The organism is Kitasatospora sp. NPDC024654 (assembly GCF_055559155.1).
The window spans coordinates 1-15,896 of the sequence record NZ_JBVHLF010000079.1; the positions used below are offsets into that span (position 1 = coordinate 1).

20 protein-coding genes are annotated in these 15,896 nt (G+C 69.4%); 13 read left to right on the forward strand and 7 right to left on the reverse strand.

Features of this window, described 5'->3' with window-relative positions:
* Positions 1-72: 72 nt before the first annotated feature.
* Entirely contained in the window at positions 73-1,122 is a 1,050-nt protein-coding gene (locus ACZ38L_RS31320; protein ID WP_465699621.1) for an AAA family ATPase, read from the reverse strand.
* A gap of 1,244 nt (positions 1,123-2,366) precedes the next feature.
* Here ACZ38L_RS31320 and ACZ38L_RS31325 point away from each other — a divergent pair.
* Entirely contained in the window at positions 2,367-2,588 is a 222-nt protein-coding gene (locus ACZ38L_RS31325) for a hypothetical protein (protein WP_465699625.1), read from the forward strand.
* Between the two features lie 167 nt (positions 2,589-2,755).
* Here the strand turns inward: ACZ38L_RS31325 and ACZ38L_RS31330 are convergent, their stop codons facing one another.
* The 3 genes from ACZ38L_RS31330 to ACZ38L_RS31340 all read right to left on the reverse strand — a co-directional run bounded on the left by ACZ38L_RS31330 (position 2,756) and on the right by ACZ38L_RS31340 (position 4,987).
* A complete protein-coding gene (locus ACZ38L_RS31330) occupies positions 2,756-2,962 on the reverse strand; it encodes an Imm32 family immunity protein (RefSeq protein ID WP_465699628.1) in 207 nt (68 codons plus the stop codon).
* A 250-nt stretch (positions 2,963-3,212) separates the two neighbouring features.
* Positions 3,213-3,536 (reverse strand): hypothetical protein, encoded by a 324-nt coding sequence (locus ACZ38L_RS31335; RefSeq protein ID WP_465699630.1) that lies wholly within the window; start codon positions 3,534-3,536, stop codon positions 3,213-3,215.
* 647 nt (positions 3,537-4,183) lie between these two features.
* Positions 4,184-4,987, reverse strand: a complete 804-nt coding sequence (locus tag ACZ38L_RS31340) for an ATP-binding protein (protein ID WP_465699632.1) — start codon at positions 4,985-4,987, stop codon at positions 4,184-4,186.
* Between the two features lie 203 nt (positions 4,988-5,190).
* Here ACZ38L_RS31340 and ACZ38L_RS31345 point away from each other — a divergent pair, with 203 nt between their 5' ends.
* The 11 genes from ACZ38L_RS31345 (at position 5,191) to ACZ38L_RS31395 (ending at position 12,818) form a co-directional block, all read left to right on the forward strand.
* The gene (locus ACZ38L_RS31345; protein WP_465699634.1) at positions 5,191-5,505 is read left to right on the forward strand and encodes a putative quinol monooxygenase; all 315 of its coding nucleotides are present in this window, start codon (positions 5,191-5,193) and stop codon (positions 5,503-5,505) included.
* On the forward strand, positions 5,486-6,709 hold the full coding sequence (locus ACZ38L_RS31350; protein WP_465699636.1) for a helix-turn-helix domain-containing protein: 1,224 nt from the start codon (positions 5,486-5,488) through the stop codon (positions 6,707-6,709). Before ACZ38L_RS31345 ends, ACZ38L_RS31350 begins: the two co-directional genes overlap by 20 nt.
* Before the next feature lie 321 nt (positions 6,710-7,030).
* On the forward strand, positions 7,031-7,381 hold the full coding sequence (locus ACZ38L_RS31355; protein ID WP_465699638.1) for an SCO3933 family regulatory protein: 351 nt from the start codon (positions 7,031-7,033) through the stop codon (positions 7,379-7,381).
* Position 7,382: 1 nt separating this feature from the next.
* Entirely contained in the window at positions 7,383-8,735 is a 1,353-nt protein-coding gene (locus ACZ38L_RS31360) for an FtsK/SpoIIIE domain-containing protein (RefSeq protein ID WP_465699640.1), read from the forward strand.
* A gap of 76 nt (positions 8,736-8,811) precedes the next feature.
* Positions 8,812-9,432 carry a DUF2637 domain-containing protein gene (locus ACZ38L_RS31365; protein WP_465699642.1) on the forward strand — a complete coding sequence of 207 codons (621 nt, stop codon included), beginning with the start codon at positions 8,812-8,814 and terminating at the stop codon, positions 9,430-9,432.
* A 14-nt stretch (positions 9,433-9,446) separates the two neighbouring features.
* Positions 9,447-9,632 carry a hypothetical protein gene (locus ACZ38L_RS31370; protein ID WP_465699644.1) on the forward strand — a complete coding sequence of 62 codons (186 nt, stop codon included), beginning with the start codon at positions 9,447-9,449 and terminating at the stop codon, positions 9,630-9,632.
* A 3-nt stretch (positions 9,633-9,635) separates the two neighbouring features.
* Positions 9,636-9,824 carry a mobile element transfer protein gene (locus tag ACZ38L_RS31375; protein ID WP_465699646.1) on the forward strand — a complete coding sequence of 63 codons (189 nt, stop codon included), beginning with the start codon at positions 9,636-9,638 and terminating at the stop codon, positions 9,822-9,824.
* Between the two features lie 13 nt (positions 9,825-9,837).
* Complete coding sequence (locus ACZ38L_RS31380) at positions 9,838-10,032, forward strand: hypothetical protein (protein ID WP_465699648.1); 195 nt, start codon at positions 9,838-9,840, stop codon at positions 10,030-10,032.
* Positions 10,029-11,450, forward strand: a complete 1,422-nt coding sequence (locus ACZ38L_RS31385; protein WP_465699650.1) for a replication initiator — start codon at positions 10,029-10,031, stop codon at positions 11,448-11,450. The genes ACZ38L_RS31380 and ACZ38L_RS31385 overlap by 4 nt, the downstream gene beginning before the upstream one ends.
* Positions 11,443-11,664, forward strand: a complete 222-nt coding sequence (locus ACZ38L_RS31390; RefSeq protein WP_465699653.1) for an excisionase family DNA-binding protein — start codon at positions 11,443-11,445, stop codon at positions 11,662-11,664. Before ACZ38L_RS31385 ends, ACZ38L_RS31390 begins: the two co-directional genes overlap by 8 nt.
* Entirely contained in the window at positions 11,664-12,818 is a 1,155-nt protein-coding gene (locus ACZ38L_RS31395) for a tyrosine-type recombinase/integrase (RefSeq protein ID WP_465699656.1), read from the forward strand. Before ACZ38L_RS31390 ends, ACZ38L_RS31395 begins: the two co-directional genes overlap by 1 nt.
* A gap of 247 nt (positions 12,819-13,065) precedes the next feature.
* Here ACZ38L_RS31395 and ACZ38L_RS31400 read toward each other — a convergent pair whose 3' ends face one another.
* The 3 genes from ACZ38L_RS31400 to ACZ38L_RS31410 form a co-directional block, all read right to left on the reverse strand.
* A complete protein-coding gene (locus ACZ38L_RS31400; protein WP_465699658.1) occupies positions 13,066-13,341 on the reverse strand; it encodes a hypothetical protein in 276 nt (91 codons plus the stop codon).
* A 465-nt stretch (positions 13,342-13,806) separates the two neighbouring features.
* Positions 13,807-15,048 carry a helix-turn-helix domain-containing protein gene (locus ACZ38L_RS31405; RefSeq protein ID WP_465699660.1) on the reverse strand — a complete coding sequence of 414 codons (1,242 nt, stop codon included), beginning with the start codon at positions 15,046-15,048 and terminating at the stop codon, positions 13,807-13,809.
* The gene (locus ACZ38L_RS31410) at positions 15,045-15,365 is read right to left on the reverse strand and encodes a putative quinol monooxygenase (RefSeq protein ID WP_465699662.1); all 321 of its coding nucleotides are present in this window, start codon (positions 15,363-15,365) and stop codon (positions 15,045-15,047) included. Before ACZ38L_RS31410 ends, ACZ38L_RS31405 begins: the two co-directional genes overlap by 4 nt.
* A 182-nt stretch (positions 15,366-15,547) precedes the next feature.
* On the opposite strand from ACZ38L_RS31410, the gene ACZ38L_RS31415 reads away from it, so the two are divergent.
* The gene (locus ACZ38L_RS31415; protein ID WP_465699664.1) at positions 15,548-15,895 is read left to right on the forward strand and encodes an SCO3933 family regulatory protein; all 348 of its coding nucleotides are present in this window, start codon (positions 15,548-15,550) and stop codon (positions 15,893-15,895) included.
* The last annotated feature ends 1 nt before the right edge of the window (position 15,896 follow it).

The following is a 15,896-nucleotide window of genomic DNA, read 5'->3' on the forward strand; positions in this document are numbered from 1 at the left end:
AGCCTCGCCCTTGAGCGCCGGCCCACCCCACTGAGCAGGGCACCTCACCCAGACCTCATCGCGAATCGGGCATCACGGCGCGAACCGCACTCTCAGGACGCGGAACTTGCGCAACTCCCTGATGGACTCTGCGGCCGCACCCGGGCCCTGCGCGCAGATGGCGGCCGCGAGCTCGGGATGGATGTCGGTGCCGAGCATCGACGCCGCCCAGGCGAACCGCAGGGTGCTCGGGCCCAGCTTGTCCAGCCAGTGCTTGAACGTCATCCCCCTTGCCTCGGAGGCGAGTTCGCGCAACTGCCCGGAGTTCTCCTCGACCGGGTCCAGCTGCTGCTCGCGGACCTCGCGCAGCAGGGCGGTGGTCTCGTACGGGTTGCCCCCGGTGACCGCCCACACGTGGCGACAGAAGGCGTCCTCGGCCCCGTCTCCCAGCGAGGCGCGGACCAGACTCGCGACCGAGTCCGGCTGAAGCGGGCGCAGCTCATGCCGTCGGCCGGCCCGGGCGGCGATGCCCTGGTGGAAGGCCAGGGCGTCGTCGGGGAACTCGTCACGGCACGCGAAGACCATCAGCACGGGCAACTCCCGCGCACGGACCGCGAAGGCCGCCAGCCAGCGAAGCGACTCGAGGTCGGCCCAGTGCAGGTCGTCGACGATGACGGCCAGCGGCGCCCGGCGCAGGACGAGTTGGGTGAGCACGAAGTCGAGGCCGTCCCGGACACCCTGCGGGTCGAGCAGTCCAGCCGGCGGGAGCAGTCCCACGGCGGGCCCGACGATGTCGTGCCAGTGCCCGAAGACCTGCCGCTGCTCCGCCTCGGCCAGCGCCGCGGTGATCGGCTGGAGCAGTTGCCGCACCACGTGGAAGGGCTCGTTGCGCTGCTGCTCGCCGCCACGGGCGAAGAGCACCGTGCAGCCCTCCCGCTTCGCCAGCCGGCGCACCTCGGTGAGCACGGCGGTCTTGCCGAGACCCGCCGGTCCGACGTAGAGCAGCAGTTCCCCGATCTCCGCGCCGTCGGCGCCGGTCACCCGGGAGAGGGACCGCAGCGCCTCGGCCGCCGAACGGATCTCCGTCCCGCGTTCGTGCAGGTGGGACTCGAACGGGCCGCTCTCCGGATCGGCTCCCGGCACTGCGGCAACGCCCTCGCGGCCATCGCCCCGTCGCCGTAACCCGTGCTCCTGCTCGGCCACCGCCAGTCCCTCCGCCGCATCGCACCGCGCCTCTGCCTCGAGGCTAGTGCAGCGGGCCGACCCGACGTCAGCGTCTTGCGTGACAACCACGGACAACCGGCCGCCACCCTCCAGGCGCCGCAGGCCTCGCGGGCCCGGAAGGCCCAGGACCCCGTCACGCCCCGAGACCAGGAAGCCACCCGGCCGAGCGCCCCCGACCCGGCCGCCACCGACATCGCGCCGCTCCTCCGCCGGATCCAAGAACTTCCGATCCCAGAAATCGCGTTGCCCGCCCTCGGCCCGTTCGTCCGGCTGACCGCCCCGATCGACGGCGGAAACACCCGAGTCGCAGAGGCCCGCGCCAGCCGGCATCCCTCACAGCGACCATCCGGCGCGAATCTGCCACATCAAGCCAGCACTGGCCTAGACAACGGTAAAGCCCCAGGCCGTTGACCTGGGGCTTTACCTCTGAGCGGGCGACGAGAATCGAACTCGCGCTATAAGCTTGGGAATCAGTGCCCCTATGCCGCAGATTTGGGCCCTGAGCTGCGAAATCATCCTCGCTGGGCCGCTCTGACTCGGCTTCACCTGCCCGCGATTTACCGGTGCTGCCCGCCCGATCTGGTGCGCATCTGGTGCAGCGAATAGGCTGTCCCCACCCTGTGTCGACCGGTACCGGACCCCAACGTATCGGTCCGTTGTGGAGGGGGCCAGCCGTGTTCGAGTCGGGCCAGGGTGGGGACTACCGAGCAACGCCGTCGAAGAGATCCGGCATCGGGCACAGTTCCAGTGGCTCGTGCGGACGGTCGGCCCACTGCCACCGAACGTGACGGTTGCCGCACCGCCATGCTGCCCGGCAAGTGCGCCTGCCGTCGTCTTCCCGGCGTGACAAGACGAGCCCGACACCTTCCATGGGCCCACCGCATTCCGGACAAGTGGGGCGAGGGTCGTCGGCTTCCATGGCCTGAACGGTATCGTGCGGGTGGTGGAGACGCTGGCCGGCGCCCTATGCCGAGCAGCTCCTTGGTCTCGAAGCAACTCAAGTACTTGGGCGATGTCTAGGCGAAATACCGACGATCTGCAAGGCTAGTCCGCCGAAGTGCGTGGTCGTTGCAATGCAGCTGGACACTCGGCTCGGCACCGCGCACGCGGATCCATGCGGCACATCCGCCGACCGATGGCAAGCTCCGTAGTGGAGGGTGGGCGTGGACGTCGTAGAGTTGATGGACTGGTTGGCCGAGCGCGGGTGCTCCGTCGTCTTCAAGGCTGACGGCGAGCGTTCATTGGGCCAACGCTGGATGGTGATCGCCTCCGGGGGTGCTCTGGGCAAGGATTCCTTCTTCCGAGTAGACTTGGCATCCGCCGATGCATGCCTACAAGCCCTGCTCGATCATCTGGAGACGCTGGGCCTTTCGCCCTTTGCATGAGACAAGGGGCCGGAGCTTGGGAATCTTGGCCAACGTCGGCTCTGAAAACCGGCTCCGACCTGCCGCTTTGGTCCTCCTGGCGACCCCGGCCTCGGTCCCTCAGTTTGCCTCAACTACCCGTGGTTTACCGGTCGGATCCGCTCGCTCGGGCACGCGGAGGGCACGGCCTACGCCGTGTCGTCCCGCTCCAAGATCAGGCTGACCGAGCCCTCTTCGAGCCCGGTGTCCACCTCAAGGTGTAGGTGGTAGCCACTATGGACATCAGGTTCCGCCAACGCCAATAGCTGCTCGGCGAGGTCGCGAAGGCCAGCAGCGTTCGCGGCGATCGTGACCTCGCAATCCGAGCCATGCACCTTGATCCGAGGTTCGTCCATGGCGTCACGCTATCCCGCGGGCAACGGACGGGGCCCGACAAGTCAGCGAGGTGAGCCCCCGGGGTGCAGGCATGGTCCGTCCAGTGTCGCAGATGCCAGGAGTAAGCCCGCCTGCCGCAAGGCCCGGAGCCCTCAGCGGTGGGTGTCGTCTGTCATCGTTGGCCACCCTTGCACGGCCCACAGACGGCCCAGCTGCAACCTGCGCCGAACGACTCGCTCCCTGCCGTCAGATCCGTCGGACGCTGTCGGTTCAGCGGCTATCGTCGAAGACCCACAGCGCGGGGTCGATGCCGTGAATGAAGGTGGCTGTGCACACGAGCATCCAGATGAGCGTGAACCCGGGAACGGTCCAGCGGGTTGCTGCGCGCTGCTGCCTGATGTATCGCGCACACCACTCGTCTTTGGTCATCAACCCGCGTCGAACCTGACGATTCAGCCGACGGCTCATCCGCCACTGGCGTTCAGCCCCGCGCAGCATTGCGGCGTCACTCCGATAGTGCCGCTGAATAAGCAGGTGGAATCCCATGCCCCAGAGCCCGAGACCTGTCCCCTCTGCGATCTGCGTGACGTCCATTGCTCCCCTCCGACGCGACCATGCTGAACGCTAACGTGATCATGCGGGCGGCGGAACAGCTTTGGCTGTCCAGTCCGCTGGTCGCGCAGGCCTCAGAGCCGGCCTGCGGCCAGCTGTCGGGCTGAGCGGGCGGTTCCCTCCTCGATCGGGCAGCTTCGCCGGACCAGGGTTCTCCGGGGGCCGCCAAGGCTCACGCCCGTGACGCTTGCGCCTGGCCTTGGCGGCCCCCGGAGGTTCCGGGTACGCCCTTGGGTGTCCGGTCGAGGAGGGGGCCGTCCCGCGACCCACCACGATCACCACGTCAGAGCCGCACCCGTGCGCCTGCCCCCGGTCCCCTCCGAGAGAGGGCCCGGCGGAGCCATGGTTCTAACGCTCACTGCCTGCTCGGCTGGTGGTCCGGTCTGCTCTTCGTTTCGCCGCGGGGCGAGCCGGCCGCCGCCCCGCCCGGGCGAAGACAGGGGGCGGGGCGAGCGGGTGGCCGCCCCGGGGGGGGGGGGGGGGGGGGGGGGGGGGGGGGAAGGAGGGGGGGGGGGGGGGGGCCCCCCCCCCCCCCCCCCCCCCCCCCACCACCCCCCCCCCCCCCCCCCCCCCCCCCCCCCCCCCCCCGCCGCGCTGTGCGCGGCGCCTTGAACCCGTAGAGAAGGTTGTTACTCAAACTCGCTGCGGCGGTTGGCCCTTGAGCACATGAGCTGGTAGGTGACGACCGGCTTGCCCGGGGGCGGGAGCAACGGCAGGAAGATGACCGGCCGTGCCGTCCACTCGTGGCGCTGGCCTGCCTGGCCCGCGGTAAGGGTGCAGGGCAGGCCCCTCCGGAGGTCGTCGAGGGCCTTGGTGTGGTCCGTCTCGGCCCACTGGTGGAGCCGACCGAGTTCTGTGGCCTCGACTGCCAGGAACAGGGCCTTGATGGACAGACGAATCCAGCGGATCGCCTCCTCGGCGCTCACCGCGCTCAAGGTGCTCACCAGCTGCGGACCCTGCGCGGCCCCCGGGCTCTGCACGGTGTGTTCGCAGCGGTATCCGTGCCGGGCGATGTCGGACGGACTCCCGAAGGCTGGCGACTGGTGTTGCTGTGGGAGCCACAGCTCCGCGGTGACGGCCCGGCCGTGGCGGTCACCGGAGATCGTGAATCGGTCAGCGAGTGCGGTGACGATGTCCAGCCCCCGCCCCTGGGTGCTGTCAGCCGCCGAGTGCTGGACGCGCGGGCTGCTGGTGCTGGTGCCCTCGTCAGTGACGGTGATCGCCACTCCGCGCACCGCCAGGGTCAGGGCGACCTCGAAGCTGCCCGACTGCTTGCCGCTCTCGGTGTGCTGCAGGGCGTTGGTGCTGAGCTCGCTGACGATCAGTTCGGCGTCGTCAGCACGCGGGTGGTCGATCAGAAGCTTCCGGATCCAACCCCGTGCTGCGCTGAGCTCCCGAGGGTGGCCGGTGAAGATGCGTCGGTGAGTGGTCATGGCGCTCCTCTGCGGCGTTGACCTGCTCCGTTCTGCCCTGGCTCGCCGTTCCTCTGTCATCGAAAGCCGTCGGGCAGTACATTTAGTACTAGCACCGTACCGAAGATGCGGGTACTCCGAGTGCGGTATCGCACTTTTCGTACGGTTAGCTGGTGCGGCGACAAGTGCCGTGGCTCAACTTCGCGACTTAGGAAGGAAGAAGCATGTTCGGACTGGTGGTGCGCTTCACCTGCAAGGACGAGTCGGCGGCGGCCGCGTTCGATGACCTGGTGGCGCGGACCGGTGAGCTGATCCGGGCCAACGAGCCCGGGACGGTGGTCTACGCGGTCCACCGGGTTGACGGCCGGCCGCTGGACCGGATCTTCTACGAGCTCTACCGCGACCGTGCCGCCTTCGACGAGCACGAGTCGAAGGACTACGTGAAGGTCTTCCTCGCCGAGCGCGAGCAGTACCTCGCCGCCACCGAGGTCGACTGGCTCGACCTCGTGTCCGCCAAGGGTGTGGACCTTGAGCACTGAGTACGCCAAGGCGCTCGGCAAGAAGATCGCCTTCCACCGCAAGCGCCGTGGGCTCTCACAGAAGGAGTTCGCCCGGCTGCTCGGCCGCTCGGAAGCCTGGGTCTCCCAGGTGGAGCGCGGCGTCCGCCGGATCGACCGCATGACCGTCCTGGAGAAGGTCGCGGAGGCCCTGGACGTCCCCGTCGCCGAGTTGGCGGCCGAGGCGCCGATCGTCGCGGCAGCGGCCGACGGGGAGACGCCCGGAGCGAGTCGGCTCCGCCTGGTCCTCAGTGCGGCGCACTCGCTCAAGGCGATCCTCGGGCCGCACGCGACACCCGATGTGGACGCCCTGCGTGGCGAAGTCGAGCAGGCCTGGATGCTCGCCCATGCCGGCGGCTACGCCGACCTGGCGGAGTTGCTCGAAGACCTGGTGCCGTCACTGGAGTCGGCTGCCCGCTCGGTCTCCGACGACCAACGTGCCGAGCTGTTCCGGTTGCTGGCGCGGATGTACCACGCATGCAGTGCCGCCCTGTCGAACATGGGCGAGCCCGAGGCAGCGTGGATTGCCATCGACCGGTCTGTGGTCGCCGCGGAGCGCGCCGGCGATCCTCTGCTCATGGCGGCCGGTGAGTTCCGGCTGTCGATCGTCTTCCTCGGCGCCCGCCACTACGCGCAGGCAGCCCAGGCCTCCGGCAGTGCCGCGGACGCGCTCCGGCCGCTCGCGGAGTCCGGACAGGTGGAGGCCGTCGCCATGCGCGGCGCGCTGACCCTGCAACGGGCGATGGCGGCCGCGCGCGCCAATGAAGCCGAAGCGGCGTACGAGCATCTGCGCGAGGCGCGCGCGATGGCAGAGGTGGTCGGCGAAGGGCGCAACGACTACAACACAGAGTTCGGCCCGACCAACGTCGGCCTGCACGAGGTGGCCGTGGCGGTCGACCTCGGTGACGCCGGTATCGCGCTTCGGGCCGCGGGCGCCGTCGATCCCTCGGTGCTGTCGACGGAGCGTCAGACGCGCTTTCACATCGACGTGGCCAGGGCCTACGCGCAGCGCCGGCAGCTGGATGATGCGGTGGCCGAGCTGCTGACCGCGCGTGGGCTCTCGCCGGAGATGTTCCGTGCCATGCCCTTGGTGAAGCAGATCGTTGCCGACCTGGTAACCATGAGCCAGTCGACGTCCGGTCAGCTCAGCGACCTCGCCCGCGAGTTGGGCGTACTGGAAGTATGAGCTGGTACCAAAAATACTAGACAGTACTTGGAGTACGGGTTACTCTCGTTGTTGTCGGCATGCTCTTCCCGCCTTCGGCGGGAGGCTGTGTGCGGACATGCGAACGCGCCGGTGCAGGAAGGCAGACCTGCTCCGGCGCGTCAGCGGCAAGGGTCACGAAAGCTGTGGCCTGAGCGGGAGGCAGCCCACTCAGGCTCGGTGCGTCGTTGGCACAACGCTCCCCGAGCGTATCGCGCCGAGTCCATATGCGGTCAACCTCCCGATGTGTAGTCATTTGTCACTGACTGCACCCTCTGTGGTGCGCGCAAGGGAGATCAGTTCATGCGTTCCATTCGTGTGGAGACCTCGGGTGCGACGATCCTGTTGACCGAGGCCCCGGAGCAGAAGGTCCGCGACCGTCGGACCGGAGAGCTGGCGACCGACACCGCGACCGGTGAGGCGTTGATGACGGTCGGCGTGGTCTACATCGAGGACGGCGAGTCCTCGCTGATCAAGGTCACCGTTCCGCAGTCCGGCGTCAGTGAGGGCTTGGCTCTCGGCGGCCCGGTCGCGCTGGTGGGCCTGGTGGCCCGTCCCTGGGAGCAGGTGTTCAACGGCCAGCCCCGGCACGGCATCGCCTACCGTGCCGCCGCGGTAGCCCCGACCGTGTTCCCCGCCTCCGTGGGGGCGTGACGTGTCGGACCTGCTGACTCTGCTGGAGATCGGCGGTCCGGCCCTCGCCGCCGGCAGCGGGGCCGCCTACCTCCGGGCACGCCACCCGAGCGCTTATTGGTGCGCGTTAGGCCTGCCCGGCACGACCGCCCGGCTACTGGGGTCGTACGGCGCGGTGATGGACGCCTGCGGGCTCACCGTCGCGCCGTCCCGCCTGCGCGTGTTGGCGGTACGGGCCACAACGCGCCGCGAGGTACGGCCGGTCCCGCCACGGCGGGGCCTCATCCGCCCGACGCCCACCGGGATGCGGCTTCGGCTGCGTCTCGCGCCGGGGCAGGAGCCGGCGGATGTCGCGGCCTCCGCGGAACGCCTCCGACATGCGTGGGGCGTGCACGGGGTCTACGTGACCGCAGTCAAGCCCGGCGTCGTCGACCTTCGGTTGGTTGGCTTCGATGTCCTGCGCCGCGTCAGGATGCCCCGCAAGGTGGCGGGCAGCTTTCTCAAGGTGCCGGTGGCTCTGCGGGAGGACGCGACCGCGTTCATCCGCGACTACCGAGCCATTCCGCACCAACTCACCCTCGGAGCAACCCTGTCGGGCAAGTCGATGTTCCTGCGTCACCTGGTCGCCGGGCTCGCCCCGCAACCGGTGGCCTTGGTCGGGATCGACTGCAAGCGCGGGGTCGAGCTGGCGCCGTTCGCGTCCCGGCTCTCCGCGCTGGCCACCGATCCCGATCAGGCGGCCGAACTCCTCCCCGCTCTGGTCCAGTTGATGGAGGACCGTTACGACCTGATCCGGGCCCGCCAGGGCATAGCCCCCGGCGTCCCGAACGAGGAGATAACCTCCGACATCTGGGGCCTCCCGGACGCCGAGCGGCCGGTCCCGATCGTGCTCCTCGTGGACGAGGTGGCAGAGCTCTTCCTCGTCGCCACCCGCAAGGACGAGGACCGCCGGCACGAGATGGTCACCCAGCTCATTCGCCTCGCCCAGCTCGGCCGGGCCGCCGGCATCTACCTGGAGGTGTGCGGGCAGCGCTTCGGCGCCGAGCTCGGCAAGGGCGCCACCATGCTCCGTGCCCAGCTGACCGGACGCGTGTGCCACCGGGTCAACGACGAAGCCTCGGCCAAGATGGCGCTCGGCGACATCTCCCCGGAGGCGGTCATCGCGGCCTGCGCCATCGCGCCCGAGCGTCCCGGCCTGGCCGTCGTCGGGGACACCTCCGGCGGCTGGTCCCGCATCCGCACCCCCTACCTCTCGCTCTCCCAGGCCTCGGCCGCCTGTGCCGCCAACGCTCACCTGGCCCCGGACCTACCGAAGCTCGACCGCTTCCGCCCCCGTCCCCGTGGCGCTGACCCGGTGGACCTGAGCAAGGCCTGATCCCTCCCCCACCCTCGGTGGCGCGGCCGTCCCGCGCCGATTCCCTACCCCCTCACGCCCGAAAGGAGGTTCACCCTTGCGTGCCCATCTGCGGCGGGTGGACGCCGTGTTGGTCCAAGCGCTGATCGCCGCCGCACTGTCCTTCGCGCACCTGCACGACATCGCCGGAGCGGCCGGCCAGCACGGATGGAAGGCCTGGGCCTACCCGGTCTCCGTCGACCTCCTACTGGTCGCCGCCTGGCGCCGGATGCGCTCCGGGATGAACCTGGCCTCCGGCTGGTGCTGGTTCCTCATCGCCCTTGCCGCGTCCCTCGGCGCCAACGTGGCCACCGCCGGACTCCTCGACCTGGCCGCCGTCCCAGCCTGGTTGCGCATCCTCGTAGCCGGATGGCCCGCCGTTGCCTTCCTCGGCGGCACACTCCTCGCCCACTCCGGTGCCACCACACACCCAGTTGGCTCCGGAGCAACGGAGTTGGTGGCGAGGGAGGACGACGACCTGCCGTCCGTCTACGCGCCGCCCCCGCTCCCCGTACCGGCTCCCGCCCCGGTCGCCGTCCCGGCCGCCCTGGTCGAACACGCCCGGAAGGTCGCCGATCACCACCGCAGCCAGACCGGGGCACCCATCGACGCGCCCACGCTGCGTGCGCGTCTCGGCGTCCCCGCCGCCCTGGCCGAAGCCATCGCCTCCCAGCTCTGACAGGAGATCCCACCATGCGCCCGTCCACCCTGCGCGCCTTGCAGCGCGCGGCCGAACTCACCCGCCGCAACCAGCTCGTCGCCGCGGTGGCCACCGCCGAGCGCGCCATCCTCACCGCCGATGCCGAGGAGAGCGCCGAGATCCGGCAGTGGCTCACCGACCACGCGGACGACTTCGTGACCGATCCCACGGAGGGCTGACGCATGTTCAATCACCGCTTCCGCAACGTGATCCGGATCGGACCCGTGCAGGTCGCCACGTTCTACGACGGCCGAGGCCGCGAGAAGCACACCGCCGCCTGCACCGCGCCGCGCTGCGGCTTCTCCGCCGACTACGACTCGCGCGCCGCCGCCGAACTCGCCGCCCGCACCCACCACTGCCCCGCCCGCTGAAAGGACCCCGGCCATGACCGTCAGCCTCCCCCTGGTCGTCGTCCTCGGCCTCGTCGCCTGGACCGCGATCAAGTTCCTCGGCATCCGCCTCTGGGTCGCCGCCGCCATCGCCCTGTTCGGCTTCTACCTCGCTCACACCGTTCTCGCACCCGCCGTTGAGTCGGGCACCCGGACCGGCGTCCAGATCGTGAACGGGGGCGGTAAGTGACCCTGCTCCCGGTCGCCGAACTGGCCACCCTGGCCCGGCTCGGCACCCTGCCCGCCCTCTCCCGCCAACTCCAGGGCCTCGGCGGCTGCACCCACCCGATCCGCCTCGACGGGCAGCGCACCGAGGTCAGCGCCACGACGGGCGAGATCCTGCGCCAGCTGGCCTCCGCCGACCTGCCCGCCGGCCAACTGCTCGTCCGCTGCAACAACCGCCGCGCCACCCGCTGCACGGCCTGCGCCGAGACCTACCGGCGCGACACCTACCACCTGATCGCGGCCGGGCTGCGCGGCGGCAAGGGCACTCCCGACCAGGTCGCCACGCACCCCCGGGTCTTCGCCACCTTCACCGCACCGTCCTTCGGGCCGGTCCACAACCGGCCCACCGGCACCAACGGGCAGGTCCGCGCTTGCCGCTGCGGCAAGCTCCACGACCAGGACGCCACCGAGCTCGGCACCCCGCTCAACCCCGACACCTACGACTACCCGGGCGCCGTCCTCTGGAACGCCCACTCCGGGGCGCTCTGGCGCCGCTTCTCCATTCACCTGCGCCGCGAGATCGCCGCACGGGCCGGTCTCACCCAACGGGCCTTCCGCCAGTACGCCCGCGTGTCCTTCGCCAAGGTCGCCGAGTACCAGCGCCGCGGCCTGGTCCACTTCCATGCCGTCATCCGCCTCGACGGGCCCGCTGGCGGCTCGGACCGGCCGCCGCGCTGGGCCTCCACCCAGCTCCTCACCGATGCCATCCGCGCCGCCGCTCGCCGTGCCGACATCCCCGGCCCGCTGGTCGACGGCCGGGAACACCGCTTCGCGTTCGGCGCCCAGCTCGACATCCGCCCCATCCGGACCGCCGAGTTCACCGGCGGCTCGGAGCTGAGCGAACGCGCCGTCGCCGCCTACATCGCGAAGTACGCCACCAAGGGCGCCGAGACGGCCACCGGCACGCTCGACCACTCCCTGTGCTGCAAGCCCTGCGAGGGACGCGGGCGGACTCCCATCCCCGCCGGCCTCAGCACACGCTGCGGCACCTGCCAAGGATCGGGACTGGTCCGCTCCTTGGACCAGCTCGACATGCCCGAGCACGCGCGCCGCATGATCCGCACCTGCTGGAGCCTCGGCGGTCGTCCCGAACTGGCCGAACTCCGGCTGCGGGCCTGGGCCCACATGCTCGGCTTCCGCGGCCACTTCTCCACCAAGACCCGCCGCTACTCGACCACCCTCGGCGCCCTCCGCGAAGCCCGCGCCGAGTGGCAGCGCGCTCAGGCCCTGGCGCAACTCCCCGACGTGGCCACCTCCGACGAGACGACCCTCGTCCTCGCCCACTGGGCCTTCGCCGGCACCGGCCTGACCAGTGCCGAGGCATGGCTCGCCGAAACGCTGCAACCCGCACCCGGAACGGAAGGAGAACCCACTCATGCCTGACCAGCTACTGACTGTCGAGGAGGTAGCCAAGCTGCTCGGGACCTGGGAGACCAGCGGCGAGCGCTTCCCCCGCCGACTGATCGCCGAGCGACGCATCACCTTCGTCAAGGTCGGCCGCCACGTCCGCATCCCGGCGGCGGCCCTGGAGGCCTTCATCGGCGCCAACACGGTCCTGCCGGTCGTGCGGCGGCGCCGGATGCGGGCGGTGGCCTGATGGCGAACAACAAGGGCTACAAGCGCAGCTTCGGGGCTGTCCGGCAGTACCGTTCCGGCCGCTGGACCGCGGCCTACCTGTCACCGGACGGCCAGGAGCACCGCTCGCCGGAGACCTTCGAAACGAAGAAGGCGGCAGAGACCTGGCTCTCCCAGGTGGAGGCCGACCTGTCCCGTGGCGACTGGCGCGACCCGAACGCGGGCAAGGTGAACTTCGAGGAGTACGCCCTGCAGTGGGTACCGGAGCGCAACCTGGCCGCAACCACTGAAGGCCTCTACCGGCAGCTGCTGAAGAAGCACATCCTGCCCACGTTCGGGGCCTGGGACCTGGACGAGATCACGCCTCCGCGCGTACGCACGTGGCGTGCCGAGCGGCTGAGCGCGACCGGCCCCACGGTGGTGGCCAAGTCGTACCGGTTGGTGAAGGCCATCCTGGAGACGGCGGTCGATGACGAACTGATCCGGCGGAATCCCTGCCGGATCAAGGGTGCAGGCAAGGAGTCGGCCCCCGAGCGGCCCATCGCCACGATCGACCAGGTGGACGCGATCGCTGATGTCATGGGGCCGCGTTGGCGCCTGATGGTCTACATCGCGGCCTACGGGCTCGCCCGCCCCGAGGAGTTGGCGGAGCTGCGCCGGCACGATGTGGACCTGGAAAGGGTCGGCGTCCGCGTGCGCCAGGCGGCACCCGAACTGACCAACGGCAAGCGCGTGTTGGGCGACACCAAGTCGGAGGCCGGCAGGCGGTTCATCATGCTCCCCGGCTTCCTGCACAAGGAGCTGGACCGGCACCTTCGGTGGTACGCGGAGAAGGCACCGGACGGACTGCTGTTCGTGGGTGAACGCGGCGCCCCGTTCCGCCGCTCCTCGTTCGGGCGGAAATGGCGCAAGGCTCGGGCGAAGGCGGGTCTGCCGGCGGACTTCCGGTTCTATGACCTGCGCCACACCGGGCACACCCTCGCGACCCGGTCCGGAGCCACGCTGAAGGACACCATGGTGCGCGCGGGGCAGTCCTCGGAGCGCGCCGCGATGATCTACCAGCACTCGGACCTTGACCGCCAGAGGGAGATCGCCAACGCACTGGACGCCCGGGTCCAGGCGCATCGGCGGGCCACCCAGAGGCGATCTGGTGCGGATCTGGTGCAAGGCACCTAGAGAGGTCTAGACAAAGCAGAAACCCCAGGCCGTTGACCTGGGGTTTCTTGCTGGAGCGGGCGACGAGAATCGAACTCGCGCTATAAGCTTGGGAATCTAGGCCAACTCTGGTCCCAAAAAGCGCTCCTGACCTGCCGCTATGTCATCTCGGACGGCCTGCTCTTCGGCCTCTGCACTAGCCTCGACTGCCCGTGGTTTACCGGTCGGATCCGCCCGTTCGGGCACGCGAAGGGCACGGCTTCCTGGATCAGCGAATGCCGTACCAGGGTGCTGCACCGATGCCTTGGGGATGGCCGAAGTCCGGGTAGAGCCTCCCATCGCGGAGACTGAAGTGGGGTGCCGCGCCGAGACCCTGAGGGTGCCCGAAGTCCGGGTAGAGCTTGTCGCCTCGGACGCTGTACCAGGGCGCCGCACCAAGCCCGTTCGGGTGGCCGAAGTCCGGATAGAGCTTGCCGTCCCGGATGTCGTAGTGAGGGGCCGCGCCAAGGCCCTGTGGGTGACCAAAATCGGGATACGCCTTCATGGGTGCACGATAGACCTCCTCTCGGACACCTCCCTGTCGATGGGCTGGCTAGCTGGCGGCTCCGGCACAACTGGCCCGAGCGGGGTGGCTCCCTCCTCGATCGGGCAGCTTCGCCGCACCCGGGTTCTCCAGGGGCCGCCAAGGCTCACGTCCGTGACGCTTGCGCTTGGCCTTGGCGGCCCCTGGAGGTTCCGGGTACGCCCCTTGGGTGACCGGTCGAGGAGGGGGCCATCCCGCGCCCCACCGCACTCACCCCATCGATGGTGCACCCGTGCGCCAGCCCCTGGTCCCCTCCGAGGAGGGCCGGGGTGTGGGGCAGCGCCCCACTTCTCTCTGCCGCACCCGCGGCACCGCCGGGCGCCCGCCGGGAGCGGGGCGAAGACAGGAGCGACGACGGGCGGCCGGGCGAGTGCCGCGCCGCGCTGTGCGCGGCGCCTTGAACCCGTAGAGAAGGTTTTTACTCACTCACCCTCGGGCGTCAGCTCGCTCCGCGAGATCGCGTAGCTCAGGGGCTGCCGACCGGCCGGCAACGAGAAGCAGTTCGCGGATCGTCGCGCGCGCTTCAATGTGGTTGTGGATCAGGTCCGGTGAGAGCTCTTCAGCTTGCAGGAGGGAGTCCAGCGCCTCACCGAACTGACGACGTTGCGCGTAGGCCCGGCCCAGGTCCATGAGCAACCGTGCGCGGCGCTCGACCGAGAGTCCGGATGCGTCGATCTGCGTCCCAACCTCGATTGCTTCGCCTGCGTCTCCAAGGTCCACAGCAATTGAAACCGTCTGGATCTCGACGTTGGTCGGACCGAACTCCAGATTGAAGTCATTACGGTCCTCGCCCAGCCGTCGCGCGACCTTCCGTGCTTGATCCAACTCCTGACGTGCCCGCGCCCGATCGCCGGAACGCGCATTCGTCAGGGCCAACACCAGGTGCAACGAGCCTGCGACCGAAAGAGCTTGCGGGTCGTCGTCACTGACTAGCAGGTACTGCCGCAGCGCGTTGAGCGCGGTCGTCGCCGCATGGTCTGCCTGGTCGAAGTGCTTCAGCCGAACGAACGCCTGGGCGAGTCGGAACACACCGGCGAACACCCCGAGAGGCTGTCCAGACTCCTCAGCCGCACGGATAGATCGGTCCGCCGCGACCCACGCCGCATCGCCCTCGTCCTGGCGGACGAACGCTGCCGAGAGCGCTTGGTACGTCCGGCTGAGCAACCCCCACAGCTCGGGCCGTTTTTCAAGGGGCGCGGTACGGGCCGCTCGCTCGATCCTCGGGACCAACGGCCCAAGGACCGCGCTCAGGTCGGCGAACTGGTTGCCGTGGGTGAGTTCCCAGACTCGATCGACAGCGGCGCCGAGTTCCTCCACCGTGACCGGCGCTTCAGCAGGATCGACGGCCAACAGCACTTCAGGGACCGGGTGACCGGAGATGAGGAGCCGTGCCTGGTCAAGGTCGTTCGGCTCCTCTGCCGGCTCGGCCGTCACTATCGCTGCGGGCGCGGGTGCATCCGGGCGGAGTACTTGGAGCGACACGCCTAGGCCGTCGGCGAGCATGCGGAGCACGTCAAGCCGGTTGACCGGCTGGATGCCTCGCTCGACTTGGGACAGCCAACTCGCCGTCCTGCCGATCTCGGCGGCAAGCTGCTTCTGCGTGAACCCTCGTGCCTCACGCAACTCGGCCACGCGCACGCCAAAGGCGCGCCGCTCCTCCGGGGTCACGCTGCCACCGGCCCCTTCCCTGCCAGGGCGGACAGGAACGTCACGTCAACGCCGGACAGGTACTGCTCGCGCTGAGCGAGGAAGTGCTTGGTGTGGGGCTGCTGCTCGTGCTGGTCGAACGCGTCGCGGTCCTCGTACAGCTCGTAGAAAACGCGGACGTTGGGCTCGTCCGGGGTTGCGTGCACGACGTACGCGAGTGTGCCGGGCTCGTGCGCCTTGATCCCGGCAAGCGTCTGCTCCACCAGGTTGTCAAACGCCGCTGCGGCTGCGTCGTCGCGCAGCTCGAAGCGGACTACCAGACCGAAGCCGTTGGTCATGATCCCTCCTCTGCCAGGTTCCACATGTGGAACTACTTCCGTGTGTGCAACGCCAGAGTCGCAGAAGTTCTTCTTCGCGACTACTCGCAGAACTTCTTGACTCGCAGAAAAACTGCGCCTACCTTCATAGGGAAGCTGCTACTCGACGCATGGGCGTCGGAGCTGACTCAAGGAGTAGGCCCATGGCTACCTTCAAGATCGACACGTCGACCGCGTTCGTGTTCGTGGTCGTTCCGCCGGCGCCGAAGCTGGTGAACAAGCAGACGGGTGAGATTGCCGTTGACCGCGAGACCGGCGCGCGGATGTACACCGTCGGGCTGACCATCGCGGATGAGGGTGAGGCGAACCTCTACACCGTCTCGGTGCCGGAGACCGGGATCAGTGAGGGTCTCCAGGTCGGGATGCCGGTCGCGGTGACCGGGCTCAAGGCCCGGGACTGGGAGAACGAGTTCAACGGCCAGAAGCGGCACGGGATTTCGTTCCGCGCTACCGCGATTACCTCGCTCGTTCCGGCTACGGCGAAGGGCTGAT